Below are 14,845 nucleotides of genomic sequence, written 5' to 3'. Positions count from 1 at the left end.
ACACAAACACGAGGGTAGGAAACGCGATGCAGCGTTATGGTAAGGTATTTGCGTCCTTGGCATTGGGCATGATGGTGACGCTGGTCGCCGTCGACTATGCCGAGGCGCGTCGCGGATTTGGCGGCGGCTTTGGTAGCCGTGGCACACGCACATTCGATGCGCCGGCACAGACACGGACAGCGCCGACACCGGCCGCTCCCATCGAGCGGACCATGACGCCGCGCACCAATGCGGCCCAGCCGAATGCAGCAGCGCCGGCCGGTGCGGCGACCCAGACCGCAGCTCGTTCGGGCGGCATGTTTGGCGGACTTGCCGGCGGTCTCATGGGCGGACTTCTGCTCGGTGGTCTCTTCGGCCTGCTGATGGGCACCGGCTTCGGCGGCGGCTTTGGCTTGCTCGGCCTGCTTCTGCAGGGTCTCTTGATCTTCTTCCTGATCCGTTTCGCCATGCGCATGTTCGCCAATCGTCGCCCGGCCTATGCGGATGGCATGTCCCGTGACAATGCCAGTGGCGACGGGGCAGGCGGTCCCGCCGGCAATGGTGGCGGTGCGGGTCGTCCGTTGTTCGAGATCCCGCGCATGGGCGGCGGTGCGGCACGGTCCTTTACCGGACGCACCGACGAGATCGGCGTGACCCCGCAGGATCTGGACAGTTTTGAGAAGCTCTTGCAGGAAATGCAGGCGGCCTATGCGGCGGAAGATTATTCGGCGCTTCGTCGGATCACCACGCCGGAGGCCATGTCCTATCTGGCGGAAGAGCTGAGCGATAATGCCACCAAGGGCATCAAGAACCAGGTGCGCGATGTGCACCTCGTCCAGGGTGATGTCGCGGAAAGCTGGCGCGAAGACAAGCTGGAATATGCAACTGTCGCGATGCGCTATGAGGCGGTCGACTATATGATCGATCGGCAGACGGGTAACGTCGTCGATGGCGATGCCGAGGCTCCGGTCGAAACGACTGAGATCTGGACCTTCGTTCGCCGCGACAACACACGCTGGCAGATTTCGGCTATCCAGGGCGTTGAAGGCTGAGGCAGCCGCCGCGTTGACTGAATCAGAAAGGGGACCGGTCTGAGGACCGGTCCCCTTTTTCGCTTGGCTGATGGCATCAACCCATCAATTCGGGCACTGCTGCAACTGCTTGGCGTAAGTATAGGTAATGTCTGTGAAGCGCTTGGCGCCCCGGAGTGCTTCAGGCCTGCTCTTGTAGGCGCCGCGCAGGAAGCCTGCATGGCCGGAGTGATAGGCGAGATAGAGGTTATAGGGGTCGCTCAGCGAGATCCCGGTCTTGTCCGCACTCTGGCGGTGATACCAGCCGATGAACCGGACGGCGTCGCCGAAATCGGTCCGCCGCGCGCTCCAGCGTCCTGTCTCCCGCTGATAGCGTTCCCAGGTGCCATCCAGCGCCTGGGAGTAGCCATAGGCTGTCGACTGACGCTTTCCGGGAATGAAACCGAAGATTTTTTCGCGCGGCGGTCGCGCGTTGTGGCGGAAGTTTGATTCTGTGTAGATCGTCGCCATCAGGATCGGCACGGGGATGCCGTATTCCCGTTCGGCCTTGATCGCTTCGCGGCGCCAGTTGTTGAGCAAGCCGTCGCGCTGTTCAAAAATCGCGCAGGCGTTTCTTTGCTGGGTAGGGGGCTTGGCGCAGGCCGACAACAGCAGCATGGCTCCAAGCGCGGATACAAGAGCGGTACGCATGACAAAACCTCGCTTTGACCCGGCATTCTATTCCTTAAAATTTAATGAAAGGTTTTCTTAACGAGATCTTTCTGGCCAGCCGGATGATGGGTGGGAACTGCGGCGGGCTTGATCCGTTTGGGCAGGGATCATGCAAAGGAGCCCGTTCATGTCTGTCCGCGAAATGCTGAATACCCATCCGATGACCGATGGTCAGGTGTCTGATGCACTGGTGGCCTGCATCGAACAATGCTTTCGCTGTGGCTCGGTCTGCGCAAGCTGTGCCGATGCCTGCCTTGGAGAGGAGATGGTTGCAAGCCTGCGCCGCTGCATCCAGCTCAATCTCGATTGTGCGGTCATCTGCCTTGCCACCGGGCAGGTGGCGATCCGGCGCACGAGCGAAAACCGCGAGGTTCTGATGAAGATGATCGACGCCTGTGCGCGTGCCTGTGCGGCCTGCGGCGAAGAATGCGCCCGCCACGCCGAAAGCCATGAGCATTGCCGCGTCTGTGCCGACGAATGCCATCGCTGCGAGGACGCCTGCCGCGAAGCGCTGACGCTGATGCAATGACGCGTTGACCTCGGCTGCATTTGCACCCAGTCTGCGGCCCGGTCGACGGCATGGAGGAGGGTCATCATTTGCGTCAGGTTCTGATTTGCTGGGGCGGCTGGGATGGACACCAGCCCGACCAATGTGCGGCCATCGTCTCCGAGATGCTGGAGGCTGAAGGCTTTTCCGTCCGCGTTGAAGCGGGCACGGAGGCCTTTGCCGATCCCGCGATCCGCGACTACAGCCTCATCGTGCCGATGCTGACGATGACCAAGATCGAGAAGCCTGAAATCGAGAACCTGGAGCTCGCCATTCGCGGCGGCGTCGGCCTCGGCGGCTTTCACGGCCAGGCGGGCGACAGCTTTCGCGATTGCGTGCAGTATCAATACATGATCGGCGGCCAATGGGTCGCCCATCCCGGCAATATCTATGATTACACGGTCAATATCGTGAAGCCCGAAGACCCGCTCGTCTCCGGCATCGGCCATTTCCCCTATCGCTCCGAGCAGTATTACATGCATGTCGACCCGAACAACGAGGTTCTGGCGACGACCACCTTTACCGGCGAGCACGATGCCTGGATCGACGGGCATGTGATGCCTGTCGTCTGGAAGCGCCGCCACGGGCAGGGCCGGGTATTCTACTCCTCCCTCGGCCACCAGGCGGCGGAGTTCGAGGTGCCGCAGATGCGGGAGATTGTGCGGCGGGGGTTGGTTGGGGCGGCTCGGTGAGGGGGGATTAGCCGACGAGCCAGGAGCGCACGGTCGTCCAGTTGTTCAGGATGACGATGACGGCTGTGGCGATCGACAGCATGGCGGCGGCCTTGCCCATGGTCGGCAGGCTGTTGACGCGGCCTTTCAGCTCGCCGAATTCGATCGCGGAAGGGGCTGCGCGCAGCATGCCCTTGATCTCCGCCGTGTCCTGCAGGATCCGCTTCATATCGTCTTCGAGGGCCTTGACGCGCTGTTCCATGGTATCAAATGTGCCACTGCCGTCGCTGTCTTTCAAGGCGGCTGCCGTTGGCATGCGGCGTTTCGGCGTGTCGTTCGCCATGCAAACTCATCCAATCCCACAATCCTGATAATCGGTGCAATCTTTGCGGGAAAACGGTTGCGCGTCAAGAACGGCATGCGATTAGCGCCGTCGCAGAGCCGCCCTCATTCAAAGAGGCGCCTCAAGCGTCTGATGTCACGGAGAAATTTGGTAGCGGGGGGCGGACTTGAACCGCCGACCTTGGGGTTATGAATCCCACGCTCTAACCACCTGAGCTACCCCGCCACACATCGGATTTTCGGGCTCTGAGGCCGCCGCTGTCCGAAGCGATGGGCGGCTTATAAGGTGTCGGTCCGACCAAAGTCAAGCGCAGTGAGAACAAAAACAAACCTGCTTTCACTGCGATTTCTTGAAATGCCGTCAGGCCGCGACAGAGCCTGCCAGAAGCGCCTTCAACGAGGCTTCCGCCGTGCCGGAGCGTTCCGACCGCTCGATGAAGCCGCCGCCATAGACGCGGGCGTCAGCGCCCGGTGCGGAATAGAGGACACAGGCCTGGCCGGGGGCCACACCGGCTTCGCCGATTTCGAGATCGACATAGACTCCCTTTTCGTCTGCATGCAGGACCGCCGGGGTTGGCGGACGGGTGGAGCGGACCTTGGCGAAGCAGGGCATGCCGTCACTTGCGTCTTCCGCCAGCGTCCGGTCGCCCAGCCAGTTGATGTCACGCAGATAGACGCGGTGGGTTTCCAGCGCTTCCTTCGGCCCGACGATGACGCGGCGCGAGCGGGCGTCGAGATAGATGACATAGAGCGGCTCGCCGGTCGCGACGCCCAAGCCTTTCCGCTGGCCGATGGTGTAATGCAGAATGCCTTCGTGATTGCCGAGCACCCGGCCATCGAGATGGACGATCTCGCCGGCCAGAGCCGCATTCGGCTTCAGCTTGTTGATGACGTCGGCATATTTGCCCTGGGGCACGAAACAGATGTCCTGGCTGTCGGCCTTCTGGGCGACGACGAGGCCCATCTCTTCGGCGAGCACGCGGACTTCCGCCTTCGACATGGCGCCGAGCGGGAAGCGCAGATAGTCGATCTGCTCCTGCGTGGTGGCAAAGAGGAAATAGCTCTGGTCGCGCTCGCTATCGATCGGGCGGAAGAGGGCGCGGTGGCCGGGATCATTGGCAAGCGGCACGGGCTTCGAGCGGATGTAATGGCCGGTCGCCAGTGCATCGGCGCCGAGTTCTTTTGCGGTCGCCAAAAGGTCCGCGAACTTGACCGTCTGGTTGCAGGCCACACAGGGGATCGGCGTTTCGCCGGCGACATAGCTTTCCATGAACGGGTTGATCACGGTGTCGCGGAAGCGCTGTTCGTAGTCGAGCACGTAATGGGGAATGCCAAGCGTTTCGCAAACGCGGCGGGCATCGTCGATGTCCTGACCGGCGCAGCAGGAACCGGCCCGGTGGACGGCGGCGCCATGGTCATAGAGCTGCAGCGTGATGCCGAGGACGTCATAGCCCTCGCGCTTCAGGATACCGGCGACGACGGAGGAATCCACGCCGCCCGACATGGCGACGACAACGCGCGTATCTTCCGGTCTCTTGTCAAAATCCAGCGTGTTCACGGGCTTCGTCTCTGTGCTTTACCTGACCGTCTCTCGACTGCATCTGCATTGTGCTGGCGGTTTATCCGAGGGGCAAGCGCCCATTCGCCAGTTCCGGTCTGAATGTTGAGGGATATAGAAAGGAATGGCGGATCATGCAAGGGCGCTGATTCGCCGGTATCATCGGCCCATCTCAGGAGAGGCAGCCAGAATGACGAGGCGTTTGCAGGTCGCTGCGGAGATTTTTCCCGTCGATGGTGCCTTCACGATTTCGCGCGGGTCGCGCACCGAAATCCGCGTGGTCACGGTCACGCTGACCGAAGACGGTTATCAGGGGCAGGGCGAATGCGTGCCCTATGCGCGTTATGGCGAAACCGTCGAAGGTGTGATGGCCGAGATCGAGGCGCTGGCACCAGAAATCGCAGCGGGTCTCAACCGGCAAGGCCTGCAGCTGCGTCTGCCGCCGGGTGCGGCGCGCAATGCGCTCGACTGCGCCTTCTGGGATCTGGAGGCCAAGCGCCTGGGCAGGCCCGTCTGGCAGTTGGCAGGCCTTGCGGAACCCAAACCCTTGCAAACGGCCTTTACCCTGTCGCTCGCCAGCCCGGAGAGCATGCAAGCGGTGGCGGCAGACAATGCGCACCGGCCTCTCCTGAAGGTCAAGCTGGGTGGCGAGGGGGACCTCGCGCGCATCGAAGCCGTCCGGCGCGGCGCGCCCAAGGCTTCGATCATCGTCGATGCCAATGAAGGCTGGACAGTGGAGGCGTATCGGCGTCTTGCGCCCGACCTGCTGCGGCTGGGCGTGGTTCTCGTTGAACAGCCTCTGCCTGCTGGCGATGACGACGCCCTTTTGACGCTGGATCGCATCCTGCCGGTCTGTGCCGATGAAAGCTGCCATACGGCCTCCACCCTTGAGACGCTGAAGGGCAAGTATGACGCTCTCAATATCAAGCTCGACAAGACGGGTGGGCTGACCGAGGCGCTCGCCCTTCGCGATGCTGCCCGTTCTGCCGGTTTTGGCGTTATGGTCGGTTGCATGCTGGGCACATCGCTTGCCATGGCACCGGCGTTTCTGGTGGCGCAGGGCGCCGATTACGTCGATCTCGACGGGCCGCTGCTTCTCGGCCAGGATCGCGTGTCGCCGATTGCCTATGAGGGATCTCTGATGCAGATTCCGCCGGCAGCGCTCTGGGGATGACTGCTTGATTGCGGACTACATGCCGTCAAGTTCCGCCCGGTGCCGCTGCATGGCGAGGAAGCGCCGGTAGTCGCGCTCATAGCGACGGTGTGCGTCCGGATCGACCTTGCGCATCCTGGCCTTCGGGGCCATGGCGCGCCCTGCCTCTGCCAGAGAAGGATGAAGGCGGGCTGCCGCTGCTGCATTGATCGCAGTGCCGACCAGCACGGCGTCATCGGTCTCGGGGATTGCCAGATCGCAGCCGGTGACATCGCCATAGAGTTCGGTCAGAAGCGGGTTCTTCACATGTCCTCCGGTCAGATGCAGTTGCTCCGTCTGCATGCCGGAGGCTGCCATCGTCTCCAGAATCTGTCGCAGGCCCAGCGCAATTGCGACGCAGGCCCGCCAGTAGAGGCGGCAGAGCCCGTCAAAGCTGGTATCCAGTGTCAGGCCCGTGATGACGCCTGTCAGGTTCGGGTCGGCAAAAGGCGACCGGTTCCCGTGGAAATCGGGAAGGATGTTGATGTGATCGGCGAGGCCAGGACCAGCCTCGGCCCGCAATTGACTGACCCGCGCAATGACCTTCTGATGGAGCGCCGTTGTCGGTGTCCCGCCCGCTGAATGGAGGCTCAGCAGATGGTTGAGCAGCGCGCCTGTCGCCGACTGGCCGGCCTCGACCAGCCATTGGCCGGGGAAGACTGCCTCATAATAAGGCCCCCAGAGGCTGCGGCGAAAACGCGGCTCCGGCGCAAAGGCGATGAGGCAACTGGAGGTGCCGCCGATGAGCGCGATCTGGCGCGACAGGCTTTGAGGGGCATGGCCATAGCCACCCAGCACGCCAAGCGCGCCGGCATAGGCATCGACCATGCCGCTTGCCACGACCACCGAAACATCCAGGCCGAGGTCCGCAGCCGCCTGTCTTGTCAGGCGCCCGACGGCGTCGCCCACGGGGTGGCCTATGCGGGGAAGGCTCGCCCGATCTTCGAGGTCGTCAAGACCAAGCTTTGCCAGAAAATCACGAGGCCAGCCTTCCGTTTGGTGTTGCTGGAAGTTCCACTTCGCCGTGATCGTGCAGAGCGAGCGGGCGTTCGAGCCGGAGGCGCGCCAGGTGAGAAAATCAGCCAAGTCAAAGGCGTAGCCGAGTTTGTTCCACAGATCTGGGCGGTGTCGTTTCAACCACAGAAGTTTCGGGATCTCCATTTCCGGCGACATGACCTCGCCGGTGTGGCGAATGGCGGCGTGATCGGTCGCTGTGCATTCATCGGCTTCGGCGGCAGCGCGATGGTCCAGCCACAGGATGGTGTCGAAGGTCTTGCCATCTTCACGCGTCAGGGCAAGCGGCTCACCCTTTCGGTCCCGAAGGACCAGCGAGCAGGTGGCATCGAAGGCGATTGCCGCGATCTTCGTTGCCGCAACACCGCTCGCCGACAAGGCCTCGCCGACCGCTACGCAAACGGCCCGCCAGATCTGCTCTGAGGCATGTTCAGCACGGGTATCGCCTTCGAAGCGGGTCTCGATGGGATGCTCCCGACGGCAAAGGAGCGTGCCCTGCACGTCGACGATGCCGGCGCGTGCGCTGCCCGTCCCGACATCCACCGCAATCACGTGGTCGCGCATTGTGGCCTGCTTCCATCCCGGTTTTTCATTTTTGGACAAACTGGAGCAATTCGCCCATGGCGTCAAACCGGTGATCCGGATGCAGGGCGTCCAGTGCATCGCCATAGGCCGGACTGGTCGTATGGGACCCGCCGGTAAAGGCCAGCACCTTCATGCCTGCCGCCTTTGCTGCTGAAATGCCGGCTGGGCTGTCTTCCACCACCATACAATTCTTCGGCTCGATGCCCATGCTGCTTGCCGCATGGAGAAAGAGATCGGGTGCCGGCTTGCCGTTTTCCACCATGGTGGCGCTGAAGATATGCGGGGAAAAATGCGCCAGAAGCCCGGTGACGGAAAGGGACAATTCGATGCGTTCCCGCTGGCTGGAGGATGCCACGCACCAGTCGATGCCTTGTTTCGCGAGATCCTGGAGAGCGTCCTCTATGCCCCGGACGGGTCGCAGCTCACGGCGAAAACGGCTGTAGAGTTCGTCCCGCATGCGGTTGAGAAAGTCGTCGTCGATGGCGACACCGAACTCGTCCTGAACCACCTTGGCCATGGAGCCGAGGCTGCGGCCCAGAAACCGTGCCGAGGCACCATCGATGTCCAGGGCGATCCCCTTTTCCTGAAGGGCCCAGACGAGAACCTCAAGCGCAATGACCTCGCTATCGACGAGAACACCGTCGCAGTCGAAAATCACCAGTCTCTTCGCCCGCGGCTTCATCGGATCAATCTTGCAGTCTGTTTTCGAGATAGCGCTGAAGCGTAGCGGCGGTGCCGAGGCTTCGCAAGCTTTCAAGGGCGGACGAAAAGCGCTGAATGAACAGAGGATTGGTGCCGACCTTGCCGAATATGTCGCCAAGCGCGAGGAAGGCTTTCGGGTCAGCGCGGGAGGCAAGTGCCGCTGCATTAAGACGCTCGGCTGCCGTATCGTTGAAGGTGATCGGTCGACCGCTATCGCTGACGCCTTCGAAATACTTGCACCACAGGGCAGACACCAGCGCCAGCCCGGTCACATCGAGACCTCGTGCCAGGCGATCCGCTGTCGAGGGCAGGATGAATTTCGGCTGACGGTTCGATCCGTCCTGGGCGAGACGCGGGATCGTGTCGCCGATCTTCGGATTGGCAAAGCGCCGTTCGATCAGATCGAAATAGTCGGTCAGGCTCGTATGGGGAACCGGCGGAACGACCGGAATGATTTCCTCCTTTTCCAGCTTGGCAAGAAAGGCGCGGATCAGCGGGTTTTCCATGCTCTCATGGACGAAGTGGATATCCATGAGGGCCGCCGGATAGGCAATCGCTGCATGGCCGCCGTTGAGAATACGCAGTTTCATCAGCTCATAGGGTGCAACATCCGGGACGAAGGTAACCCCGACATCTTCCAATGCGGGGCGTCCGATGGAAAAATTGTCTTCCAGCACCCATTGCTTGAACTCTTCGCAGAAGACCGGCCAGCCATCATCGATGCCGTAGCTTTCGCTGACGATGCCGATTTCGCGCGGGCCGGTTGCTGGCGTGATCCGATCGACCATGGAATTGGGGAAGGCGACGTTTTCCTCGATCCAGTGGGCAAGCTCCGGGTCAAACAGTCTGGCAAGACCGGTCACGGCGGCTTCCGTTACCTCGCCATTGCCGGGGATGTTGTCACAGGACATGACCGTAAAGGGCGGAATCCCTGCCTTGCGGCGGGCTTTCAGCCCCGCGAGAATGAGCCCGAAGACGGTCTTCGGGTGTTCGGGATCCGCGGCATCTGCGGCAATCGCCGGATGCGTCGGGTCGAAACTGCCGGTGGCCGGATCGATGAAGTAGCCGCCTTCCGTGATGGTCAGCGATACGATTCTAATCTTCGGGTCGGTCATTGTCGCGATGATGGCGGCATAGTCCGGGGCAGTCACGATGCCGATCATGGCGCCGGTCACGGTGGCCTCAGAACGGGCGATATCCTGTTCGACCACCGTCGTCAGGCAGTCCTGCGCCTCAAGTGTCGCCTTCATTTTCTGGTCGGACGGCATGACACCTGCCCCGATGATCGCCCAATCCAGATCACGTCCCTGATTGAACAATTCGTGCAGATAGACCGCCATGTGGGCGCGGTGGAAATTGCCCACGCCAAGGTGAAGAATGCCGGGTGAGAGCTGCTCGCGCCTGTAGGCCGGGACCGTGGCCTTGGCTGCGATAGCGGGCAGATTGGCGAGCGAGAGTTTGGTGGTCATGGTCCGTTCCTTGAATTGGCAGGCGCGTTTGCCGGTCCGCCGGGTTTCGCTCAGCTCATCCAGTTGCCGCCGTCGACATTGTATGTCTGGGCGACGATGTAATCGGCCTCGGCGGTGGCAAGGAAAATCGCCATGCCCGTCAGATCTTCCGCCTTGCCCATGCGACCGAAGGGGACGGCTTCGCCGACCAGACGCTTCTTCTCTCCAAGGGGCCGGTTCTCATATCTGGCAAAGAGTGCGTCGACTTCGTCCCACATCTCGCTGCCGACCACGCCGGGCGCGATGCCGTTGACATTGATGCCGTGCTTGATCAGGTCGAGACCTGCCGATTGGGTCAGCGAGATGACCGCTGCCTTGGAGGCGCAATAGACGCCTACCAAGGGCTCGCCGCGACGGCCTGCCTGGCTTGCCATGTTGATGATCTTGCCGCCCCGCCCTTGAGCAATCATCTGCTTTGCGACAGCCTGGAGGGTAAACAGTGTGCCGCCGACATTGATATCGAAGATGCGCTGATAGCTTTGGCGGGTGATCTCGACGATGGGGGCGAGATCGAAGATTGCGGCATTGTTGATGAGGATGTCGATTCCGCCAGCCTGTCTGACGCAGGCTTCCACGGCTGCCTCGATCGAGGCTTGATCCGAGACATCGATATGGACCGGAAAGGCCGATGATCCGAGTTCCGTGGCGGTGGCGGCTGCGCGGGCGAGATCGATATCGGCGATCGCAACTGTTGCGCCCTCTTGGACATAGGCCTCGGCGAAGGCGCGTCCGATGCCGCGTGCCGCACCCGTGATCATTGCTGATTTTCCGCTCAGTCTGCCACTCATTGGGCCAGTCCCTTGTCATTGAATTTGTGGATGCGGTCGATGTCTGGGGTCACATAGACCGTGTCGCCGTGGCGCACGGGGAATTCTCCGCCGGTGCGGGTCGTCAGGGCGCCAACCCCCTCGACGTCGATGTGCAGGAACGTGTCGGATCCCAGGTGCTCGGCGATTTGAACCTTGCCTTTCCATGTGCCGCCGTCCGTGGAGAGGGTCAGATGCTCTGGCCGCATTCCGATCGTATGGGCTCCATGTTCGGCGGCTGCCTTGCCGCTGATCAGGTTCATCTTCGGGGAGCCGATGAAGCCGGCGACAAAGAGATTGGCGGGGCTGCGATAGAGTTCGAGTGGCGATCCGACCTGCTCGATGCGACCCTTGTTGAGAACGACGATCTTGTCGGCCATGGTCATGGCCTCCACCTGATCATGGGTAACGTAGATCGAGGTGGCATTCAGCTTCTGATGCAGGTCGGTGATCTCGAGTCGCATGGCGACGCGAAGTGCTGCATCCAGATTGGACAACGGCTCGTCGAAAAGGAAGCAGCGCGGATTACGCACGATGGCACGACCGATGGCAACACGCTGGCGCTGGCCGCCCGAGAGCTGCCCCGGTCGACGCTCCAGATAGTCGGTGAGGTTCAGGATGCGGGCTGCTTCCTCTACCTTGCGGGCGATCTCGGCCGGATCGACCTTTGCCATCTTCAGCGGAAAGCCGATATTCGAGCGTACGCTCATATGCGGATAAAGGGCGTAGGACTGGAACACCATCGCCAGGCCGCGTTGTGCCGGCGGTGTTGCGGTCTGGTCCTTGCCATCGATCAGGATGCGTCCGCCGGTCGCGTCTTCCAGACCTGCGATCAGACGCAGAAGGGTCGACTTGCCGCAGCCCGATGGCCCGACGAAGACGACGAATTCGCCGTCGTTGATCTCAAGGTCGATCCCGGGGATGACTGCGTGTTCGCCGAAAGACTTGGAGAGTTGTTCGAGTTTGATGCTGCCCATGATCGGGTATCCTTACTTGACGGCGCCGAAGGTCAGACCGCGCACGAGTTGCTTCTGGCTGAACCAGCCGAGGATGACGATTGGCGCGATTGCCATGGTCGAGGCCGCCGACAGCTTCGCCCAGAACAGCCCCTGCGGACTGGAGAAGGAGGCAATAAAGGCGGTGAGCGGCGCGGCATCTGTCGTCGTGAGCCGGATGGTCCAGAAGGCTTCGTTCCAGGCGAGGATGATGTTGAGAAGCATGGTCGAAGCAATGCCCGGGATCGCCATGGGTGTCAGCACATAGACGATCTCGTTGAACAGCGAGGCACCGTCCATGCGCGCGGCTTCCAGGATCTCGCCGGGGATCTCGCGAAAATAGGTGTAGAGCATCCAGATGACGATCGGCAGGTTGATCAGCGTCAGCATGATCGTCAGGCCGATACGGGTGTCGAGCAGGCCGAAATCCCGGAACAGCAGGTAGATCGGAACGAGGACGGCGACGGCTGGCATCATCTTGGTCGAGAGCATCCACATCAGGATGTCCTTGGTCCGCTTGGTCGGCGAAAACGCCATGGCCCAGGCGGCAGGAATGCCGACGATCAGGGCCAGGATGGTTGAGCCCACCGACAGGATGACGGAGTTCATGAACGGCTTGACGTAATCCCGCTGGGTCTGGACCGTCACATAGTTTTCCAGCGTGAAAGTCGGTATCAGGTCGAAGCCCTGGATTGCCTCCGCCTCGGTCTTCACGCTGGTGATCAGCGTGTAGAGGATCGGGAAGAAGATCACGAGGGCGAGCGACCAGGCAATTGCCGTAAAGATGATCTTGCGCCGGGTTGTGACGTTGCGAGCCATGGCCTTGTCCTTACCGGTCGAGGTTCTTGCCGACGGCGCGCATCAGGAAGATGGCGACGATGTTGGCGAGAATGATTGCGATGATGCCGCCTGCCGAAGCGCCACCGACGTCGTAGCCGAGAAGGGCCGTGCGGTAGATCAGGAAGACGAGATTGGTGGAGGCATAGCCGGGGCCGCCATTGGTGGTGACCAGGATTTCCGCATAGACCCCGAGCAGGAAGATGGTCTGGATCAGGATCACCACGGTCACGGCGCGCGCCAGATGCGGGATGGTCAGGTAGATGAACTGGTTGAAGGCATTGGCGCCGTCCATCTCGGCGGCTTCTTTCTGCTCGGCATCCAGCGATTGCAGCGCGGTCAGCAGGATCAGCGTGGCAAACGGCAGCCATTGCCATGCGACAATGATGATGATCGAAAAGAGCGGATACTGGGCAAACCAGTCTACCGGCGAAAAGCCCAAAGCCCGGTCGATGTCGGCCAGAACGCCGTAACCGGGATGCATGATCATGTTCTTCCAGATCAGGGCGGCCACGGGCGGCATGACGAAAAAGGGCGAGATCACCAGGATACGAACGATCCCCTGGCCGAACATCGGCTGATCGAGCAGCAAGGCGAGAGCCGTTCCGCCAATGACCGTGATCAGCAGGACGCCGCCAACGATGACGAGCGTGTTCCAGATCGACTGGAAGAAGGCCGGGTCGGTGTAGAAGTAGCGGTAGTTGAAGAGGCCGGCAAAGCTGACATTGGCCGGATTGAGAAGATTGTAGTTCTGGAACGAGAACCAAAGGGTCATCGACAGCGGTACGATCATCCAGATCAGCAGCAGCACCACCGACGGTGCCATCATCAGGCGCGCGAGCGCCCTTGTGTTCTGTGTCGCCATGGTCTTGTCCACCCTGTCTCCGAAGTGACGGCAAAAGCCTGCCCTCCGGTTGTTATCTCGTCGTCAGTCTATGCTGGAACCAGTCGCCACCCAAGGTGGATGGTACGGTCCTGTCTGCACCGCCCGGATCGCAATCCGGGCGGTGTTGGTCGGGAGGTATGATTACTTGATGTAGCCCGCGCGGGTCATTTCGCGTGTCGTTAGGCTCTGAGCCTGGGCAAGCGCGTCATCAACCGACATCTGGCCTGCAAGGGCTGCCGAGAAGAGCTGGCCGACGGAGGTGCCGAGGCTCTGGAACTCGGGGATCGCGACAAACTGCACACCGACATAGGGCACCGGCTTCACCGTCGGGTTCTTCGGGTCGGCGGCATTGATCGAGTCGAGTGTCATCTTGGCGAAGGGTGCCGCGGCCTGGTATTCCGGGTTCTCATAGAGAGAGGTCCGCGTGCCCGGAGGAACGTTAGCCCAGCCTTCCTTTTCCGCAACCAGCGCAAGGTAGTCCTTGCTGGTTGCCCAGGCGACGAATTTCTCGGCTGCTTCCGCCTTCTGGGTACCTGCCGGGATGGCGAGGTTCCAGGCCCAGAGCCAGTTGCCGCGCTTGCCCAGACCGGTGTCGGGGGCGAGGGCGAAACCGACCTTGTCGGCGACGGTTGAGTCATTCGGGTTGGTCACGAAAGAGGCTGCGACGGTCGCATCGATCCACATGCCGCACTTGCCCTGCTGGAAGAGAGCCAGGTTTTCGTTGAAGCCGTTGGAAGACGCACCCTGCGGGCCGGCGTCATTCATCAGGTTCACGTAGAATTCGAGCGTGTTCTTCCATTCGGGCTGGTCAAACTGCGGCTGCCAGTTCTCGTCGAACCAGCGGGCGCCAAACGCATTCGAGGTGGCCGTCAGGAAGGCCATGTTCTCACCCCAGCCGGCCTTGCCGCGCAGGCAGATGCCGTTGATATCGTTGGCGCGGTCGGTCATCTTGCGCGCCGCGTCGGCGATGAAGTCCCAGGTCGGGGCGTCGGGCATTGTAAGCCCGGCCTTTTCCATCAGGTCCTTGCGGTACATGACCATCGAGCTTTCGCCGTAGAAGGGTGCGGCATAGAGCTTGCCGTCTTCACCGGTGAGGCCGGAACGGATCGCGGGCAGGAGATCATCGACGTCATAATCGGCGCCGAGGTTTTCCAGCGGCAGAAGCCAGCCCTGCTTGCTCCAGATCGGAACCTCATAGGTACCGATCGTCATGATGTCATATTGGCCACCCTTGGTGGCGATATCCGTCGTCACGCGTTCACGCAGGACGTTTTCTTCCAATGTCACCCATTCGAGCTCGATGCCTGGGTTCTTCGCCTTGAAGTCGTCGGTCAGGCCCTGCATGCGGATCATGTCGCCATTGTTGACTGTGGCGATCGTCAGGGTTTCCGCCGAGGCAAAGCCAGCCAGCGCGAGAGCCGAGCATGCGCCCAGCAGAATTGTCTTCAATTTCATGACTTCCTCCCAGAAGAAAAATGAGC

At 61.4% G+C, this 14,845-nt stretch carries 15 protein-coding genes and 1 tRNA gene; 4 read left to right on the top strand and 12 right to left on the bottom strand.

The window, feature by feature from the left end:
* Nucleotides 1-26 precede the first annotated feature (26 nt).
* Nucleotides 27-1,031 (top strand): TIM44-like domain-containing protein, encoded by a 1,005-nt coding sequence (locus FE840_RS17240; protein WP_138287853.1) that lies wholly within the window; start codon nt 27-29, stop codon nt 1,029-1,031.
* Nucleotides 1,032-1,115: 84 nt separating this feature from the next.
* Here FE840_RS17240 and FE840_RS17235 read toward each other — a convergent pair whose 3' ends face one another.
* Nucleotides 1,116-1,700 carry a transglycosylase SLT domain-containing protein gene (locus tag FE840_RS17235; RefSeq protein WP_138287852.1) on the bottom strand — a complete coding sequence of 195 codons (585 nt, stop codon included), beginning with the start codon at nt 1,698-1,700 and terminating at the stop codon, nt 1,116-1,118.
* A gap of 148 nt (nt 1,701-1,848) precedes the next feature.
* Here FE840_RS17235 and FE840_RS17230 point away from each other — a divergent pair, with 148 nt between their 5' ends.
* Both FE840_RS17230 and FE840_RS17225 read left to right on the top strand, forming a co-directional pair.
* Nucleotides 1,849-2,250: a four-helix bundle copper-binding protein gene (locus tag FE840_RS17230; RefSeq protein ID WP_138287851.1), complete on the top strand. Its 402-nt coding sequence runs from the start codon at nt 1,849-1,851 to the stop codon at nt 2,248-2,250.
* A 68-nt stretch (nt 2,251-2,318) separates the two neighbouring features.
* Nucleotides 2,319-2,960, top strand: coding sequence for a ThuA domain-containing protein (locus FE840_RS17225; protein WP_138287850.1), 642 nt, complete (start codon nt 2,319-2,321; stop codon nt 2,958-2,960).
* Between the two features lie 7 nt (nt 2,961-2,967).
* Here FE840_RS17225 and FE840_RS17220 read toward each other — a convergent pair whose 3' ends face one another.
* The 3 genes from FE840_RS17220 to mnmA form a co-directional block, all read right to left on the bottom strand.
* Nucleotides 2,968-3,282, bottom strand: coding sequence for a hypothetical protein (locus FE840_RS17220; protein WP_138287849.1), 315 nt, complete (start codon nt 3,280-3,282; stop codon nt 2,968-2,970).
* A 148-nt stretch (nt 3,283-3,430) separates the two neighbouring features.
* Nucleotides 3,431-3,507, bottom strand: a tRNA-Met gene (locus tag FE840_RS17215).
* A 135-nt stretch (nt 3,508-3,642) separates the two neighbouring features.
* Nucleotides 3,643-4,839, bottom strand: coding sequence for a tRNA 2-thiouridine(34) synthase MnmA (mnmA, locus tag FE840_RS17210; protein WP_138287848.1), 1,197 nt, complete (start codon nt 4,837-4,839; stop codon nt 3,643-3,645).
* 190 nt (nt 4,840-5,029) lie between these two features.
* Between mnmA and dgcA the strand changes: the two genes are divergently transcribed.
* The gene (dgcA, locus tag FE840_RS17205; protein ID WP_138287847.1) at nt 5,030-6,013 is read left to right on the top strand and encodes an N-acetyl-D-Glu racemase DgcA; all 984 of its coding nucleotides are present in this window, start codon (nt 5,030-5,032) and stop codon (nt 6,011-6,013) included.
* A gap of 15 nt (nt 6,014-6,028) precedes the next feature.
* Here dgcA and FE840_RS17200 read toward each other — a convergent pair whose 3' ends face one another.
* The 8 genes from FE840_RS17200 to FE840_RS17165 all read right to left on the bottom strand — a co-directional run bounded on the left by FE840_RS17200 (nt 6,029) and on the right by FE840_RS17165 (nt 14,819).
* Entirely contained in the window at nt 6,029-7,609 is a 1,581-nt protein-coding gene (locus FE840_RS17200; protein WP_138287846.1) for an FGGY-family carbohydrate kinase, read from the bottom strand.
* A gap of 25 nt (nt 7,610-7,634) precedes the next feature.
* A complete protein-coding gene (locus FE840_RS17195; RefSeq protein WP_138287845.1) occupies nt 7,635-8,312 on the bottom strand; it encodes an HAD family hydrolase in 678 nt (225 codons plus the stop codon).
* Nucleotides 8,313-8,316: 4 nt separating this feature from the next.
* Nucleotides 8,317-9,801 (bottom strand): mannitol dehydrogenase family protein, encoded by a 1,485-nt coding sequence (locus FE840_RS17190; protein WP_138287844.1) that lies wholly within the window; start codon nt 9,799-9,801, stop codon nt 8,317-8,319.
* 50 nt (nt 9,802-9,851) lie between these two features.
* On the bottom strand, nt 9,852-10,628 hold the full coding sequence (locus FE840_RS17185) for an L-iditol 2-dehydrogenase (protein ID WP_138287843.1): 777 nt from the start codon (nt 10,626-10,628) through the stop codon (nt 9,852-9,854).
* Nucleotides 10,625-11,623, bottom strand: coding sequence for an ABC transporter ATP-binding protein (locus FE840_RS17180; RefSeq protein ID WP_138287842.1), 999 nt, complete (start codon nt 11,621-11,623; stop codon nt 10,625-10,627). Before FE840_RS17180 ends, FE840_RS17185 begins: the two co-directional genes overlap by 4 nt.
* 12 nt (nt 11,624-11,635) lie before the next feature.
* Nucleotides 11,636-12,460 (bottom strand): carbohydrate ABC transporter permease, encoded by an 825-nt coding sequence (locus tag FE840_RS17175; RefSeq protein ID WP_138287841.1) that lies wholly within the window; start codon nt 12,458-12,460, stop codon nt 11,636-11,638.
* Between the two features lie 10 nt (nt 12,461-12,470).
* Nucleotides 12,471-13,343, bottom strand: a complete 873-nt coding sequence (locus tag FE840_RS17170) for a carbohydrate ABC transporter permease (RefSeq protein ID WP_138287840.1) — start codon at nt 13,341-13,343, stop codon at nt 12,471-12,473.
* Between the two features lie 162 nt (nt 13,344-13,505).
* A complete protein-coding gene (locus FE840_RS17165; RefSeq protein WP_138287839.1) occupies nt 13,506-14,819 on the bottom strand; it encodes an ABC transporter substrate-binding protein in 1,314 nt (437 codons plus the stop codon).
* Nucleotides 14,820-14,845: the final 26 nt, after the last annotated feature.

The sequence above is a fragment of the Peteryoungia desertarenae genome, from assembly GCF_005860795.2.
In the GTDB taxonomy this organism is placed as follows: Bacteria; Pseudomonadota; Alphaproteobacteria; order Rhizobiales; family Rhizobiaceae; genus Allorhizobium; species Allorhizobium desertarenae.
This window is presented reverse-complemented; position numbering and strand designations above follow the sequence as displayed.

Coding starts and splice junctions, on each gene's coding strand:
- FE840_RS17240 (WP_138287853.1), top strand. CDS start 27: ATGCAGCGTTATGGTAAGGTATTTGCGTCCTTGGCATTGGGCATGATG.
- FE840_RS17235 (WP_138287852.1), bottom strand. CDS start 1,700: ATGCGTACCGCTCTTGTATCCGCGCTTGGAGCCATGCTGCTGTTGTCG.
- FE840_RS17230 (WP_138287851.1), top strand. CDS start 1,849: ATGTCTGTCCGCGAAATGCTGAATACCCATCCGATGACCGATGGTCAG.
- FE840_RS17220 (WP_138287849.1), bottom strand. CDS start 3,282: ATGGCGAACGACACGCCGAAACGCCGCATGCCAACGGCAGCCGCCTTG.
- dgcA (WP_138287847.1), top strand. CDS start 5,030: ATGACGAGGCGTTTGCAGGTCGCTGCGGAGATTTTTCCCGTCGATGGT.
- FE840_RS17200 (WP_138287846.1), bottom strand. CDS start 7,609: ATGCGCGACCACGTGATTGCGGTGGATGTCGGGACGGGCAGCGCACGC.
- FE840_RS17195 (WP_138287845.1), bottom strand. CDS start 8,312: ATGAAGCCGCGGGCGAAGAGACTGGTGATTTTCGACTGCGACGGTGTT.
- FE840_RS17190 (WP_138287844.1), bottom strand. CDS start 9,801: ATGACCACCAAACTCTCGCTCGCCAATCTGCCCGCTATCGCAGCCAAG.
- FE840_RS17185 (WP_138287843.1), bottom strand. CDS start 10,628: ATGAGTGGCAGACTGAGCGGAAAATCAGCAATGATCACGGGTGCGGCA.
- FE840_RS17180 (WP_138287842.1), bottom strand. CDS start 11,623: ATGGGCAGCATCAAACTCGAACAACTCTCCAAGTCTTTCGGCGAACAC.
- FE840_RS17175 (WP_138287841.1), bottom strand. CDS start 12,460: ATGGCTCGCAACGTCACAACCCGGCGCAAGATCATCTTTACGGCAATT.
- FE840_RS17170 (WP_138287840.1), bottom strand. CDS start 13,343: ATGGCGACACAGAACACAAGGGCGCTCGCGCGCCTGATGATGGCACCG.
- FE840_RS17165 (WP_138287839.1), bottom strand. CDS start 14,819: ATGAAATTGAAGACAATTCTGCTGGGCGCATGCTCGGCTCTCGCGCTG.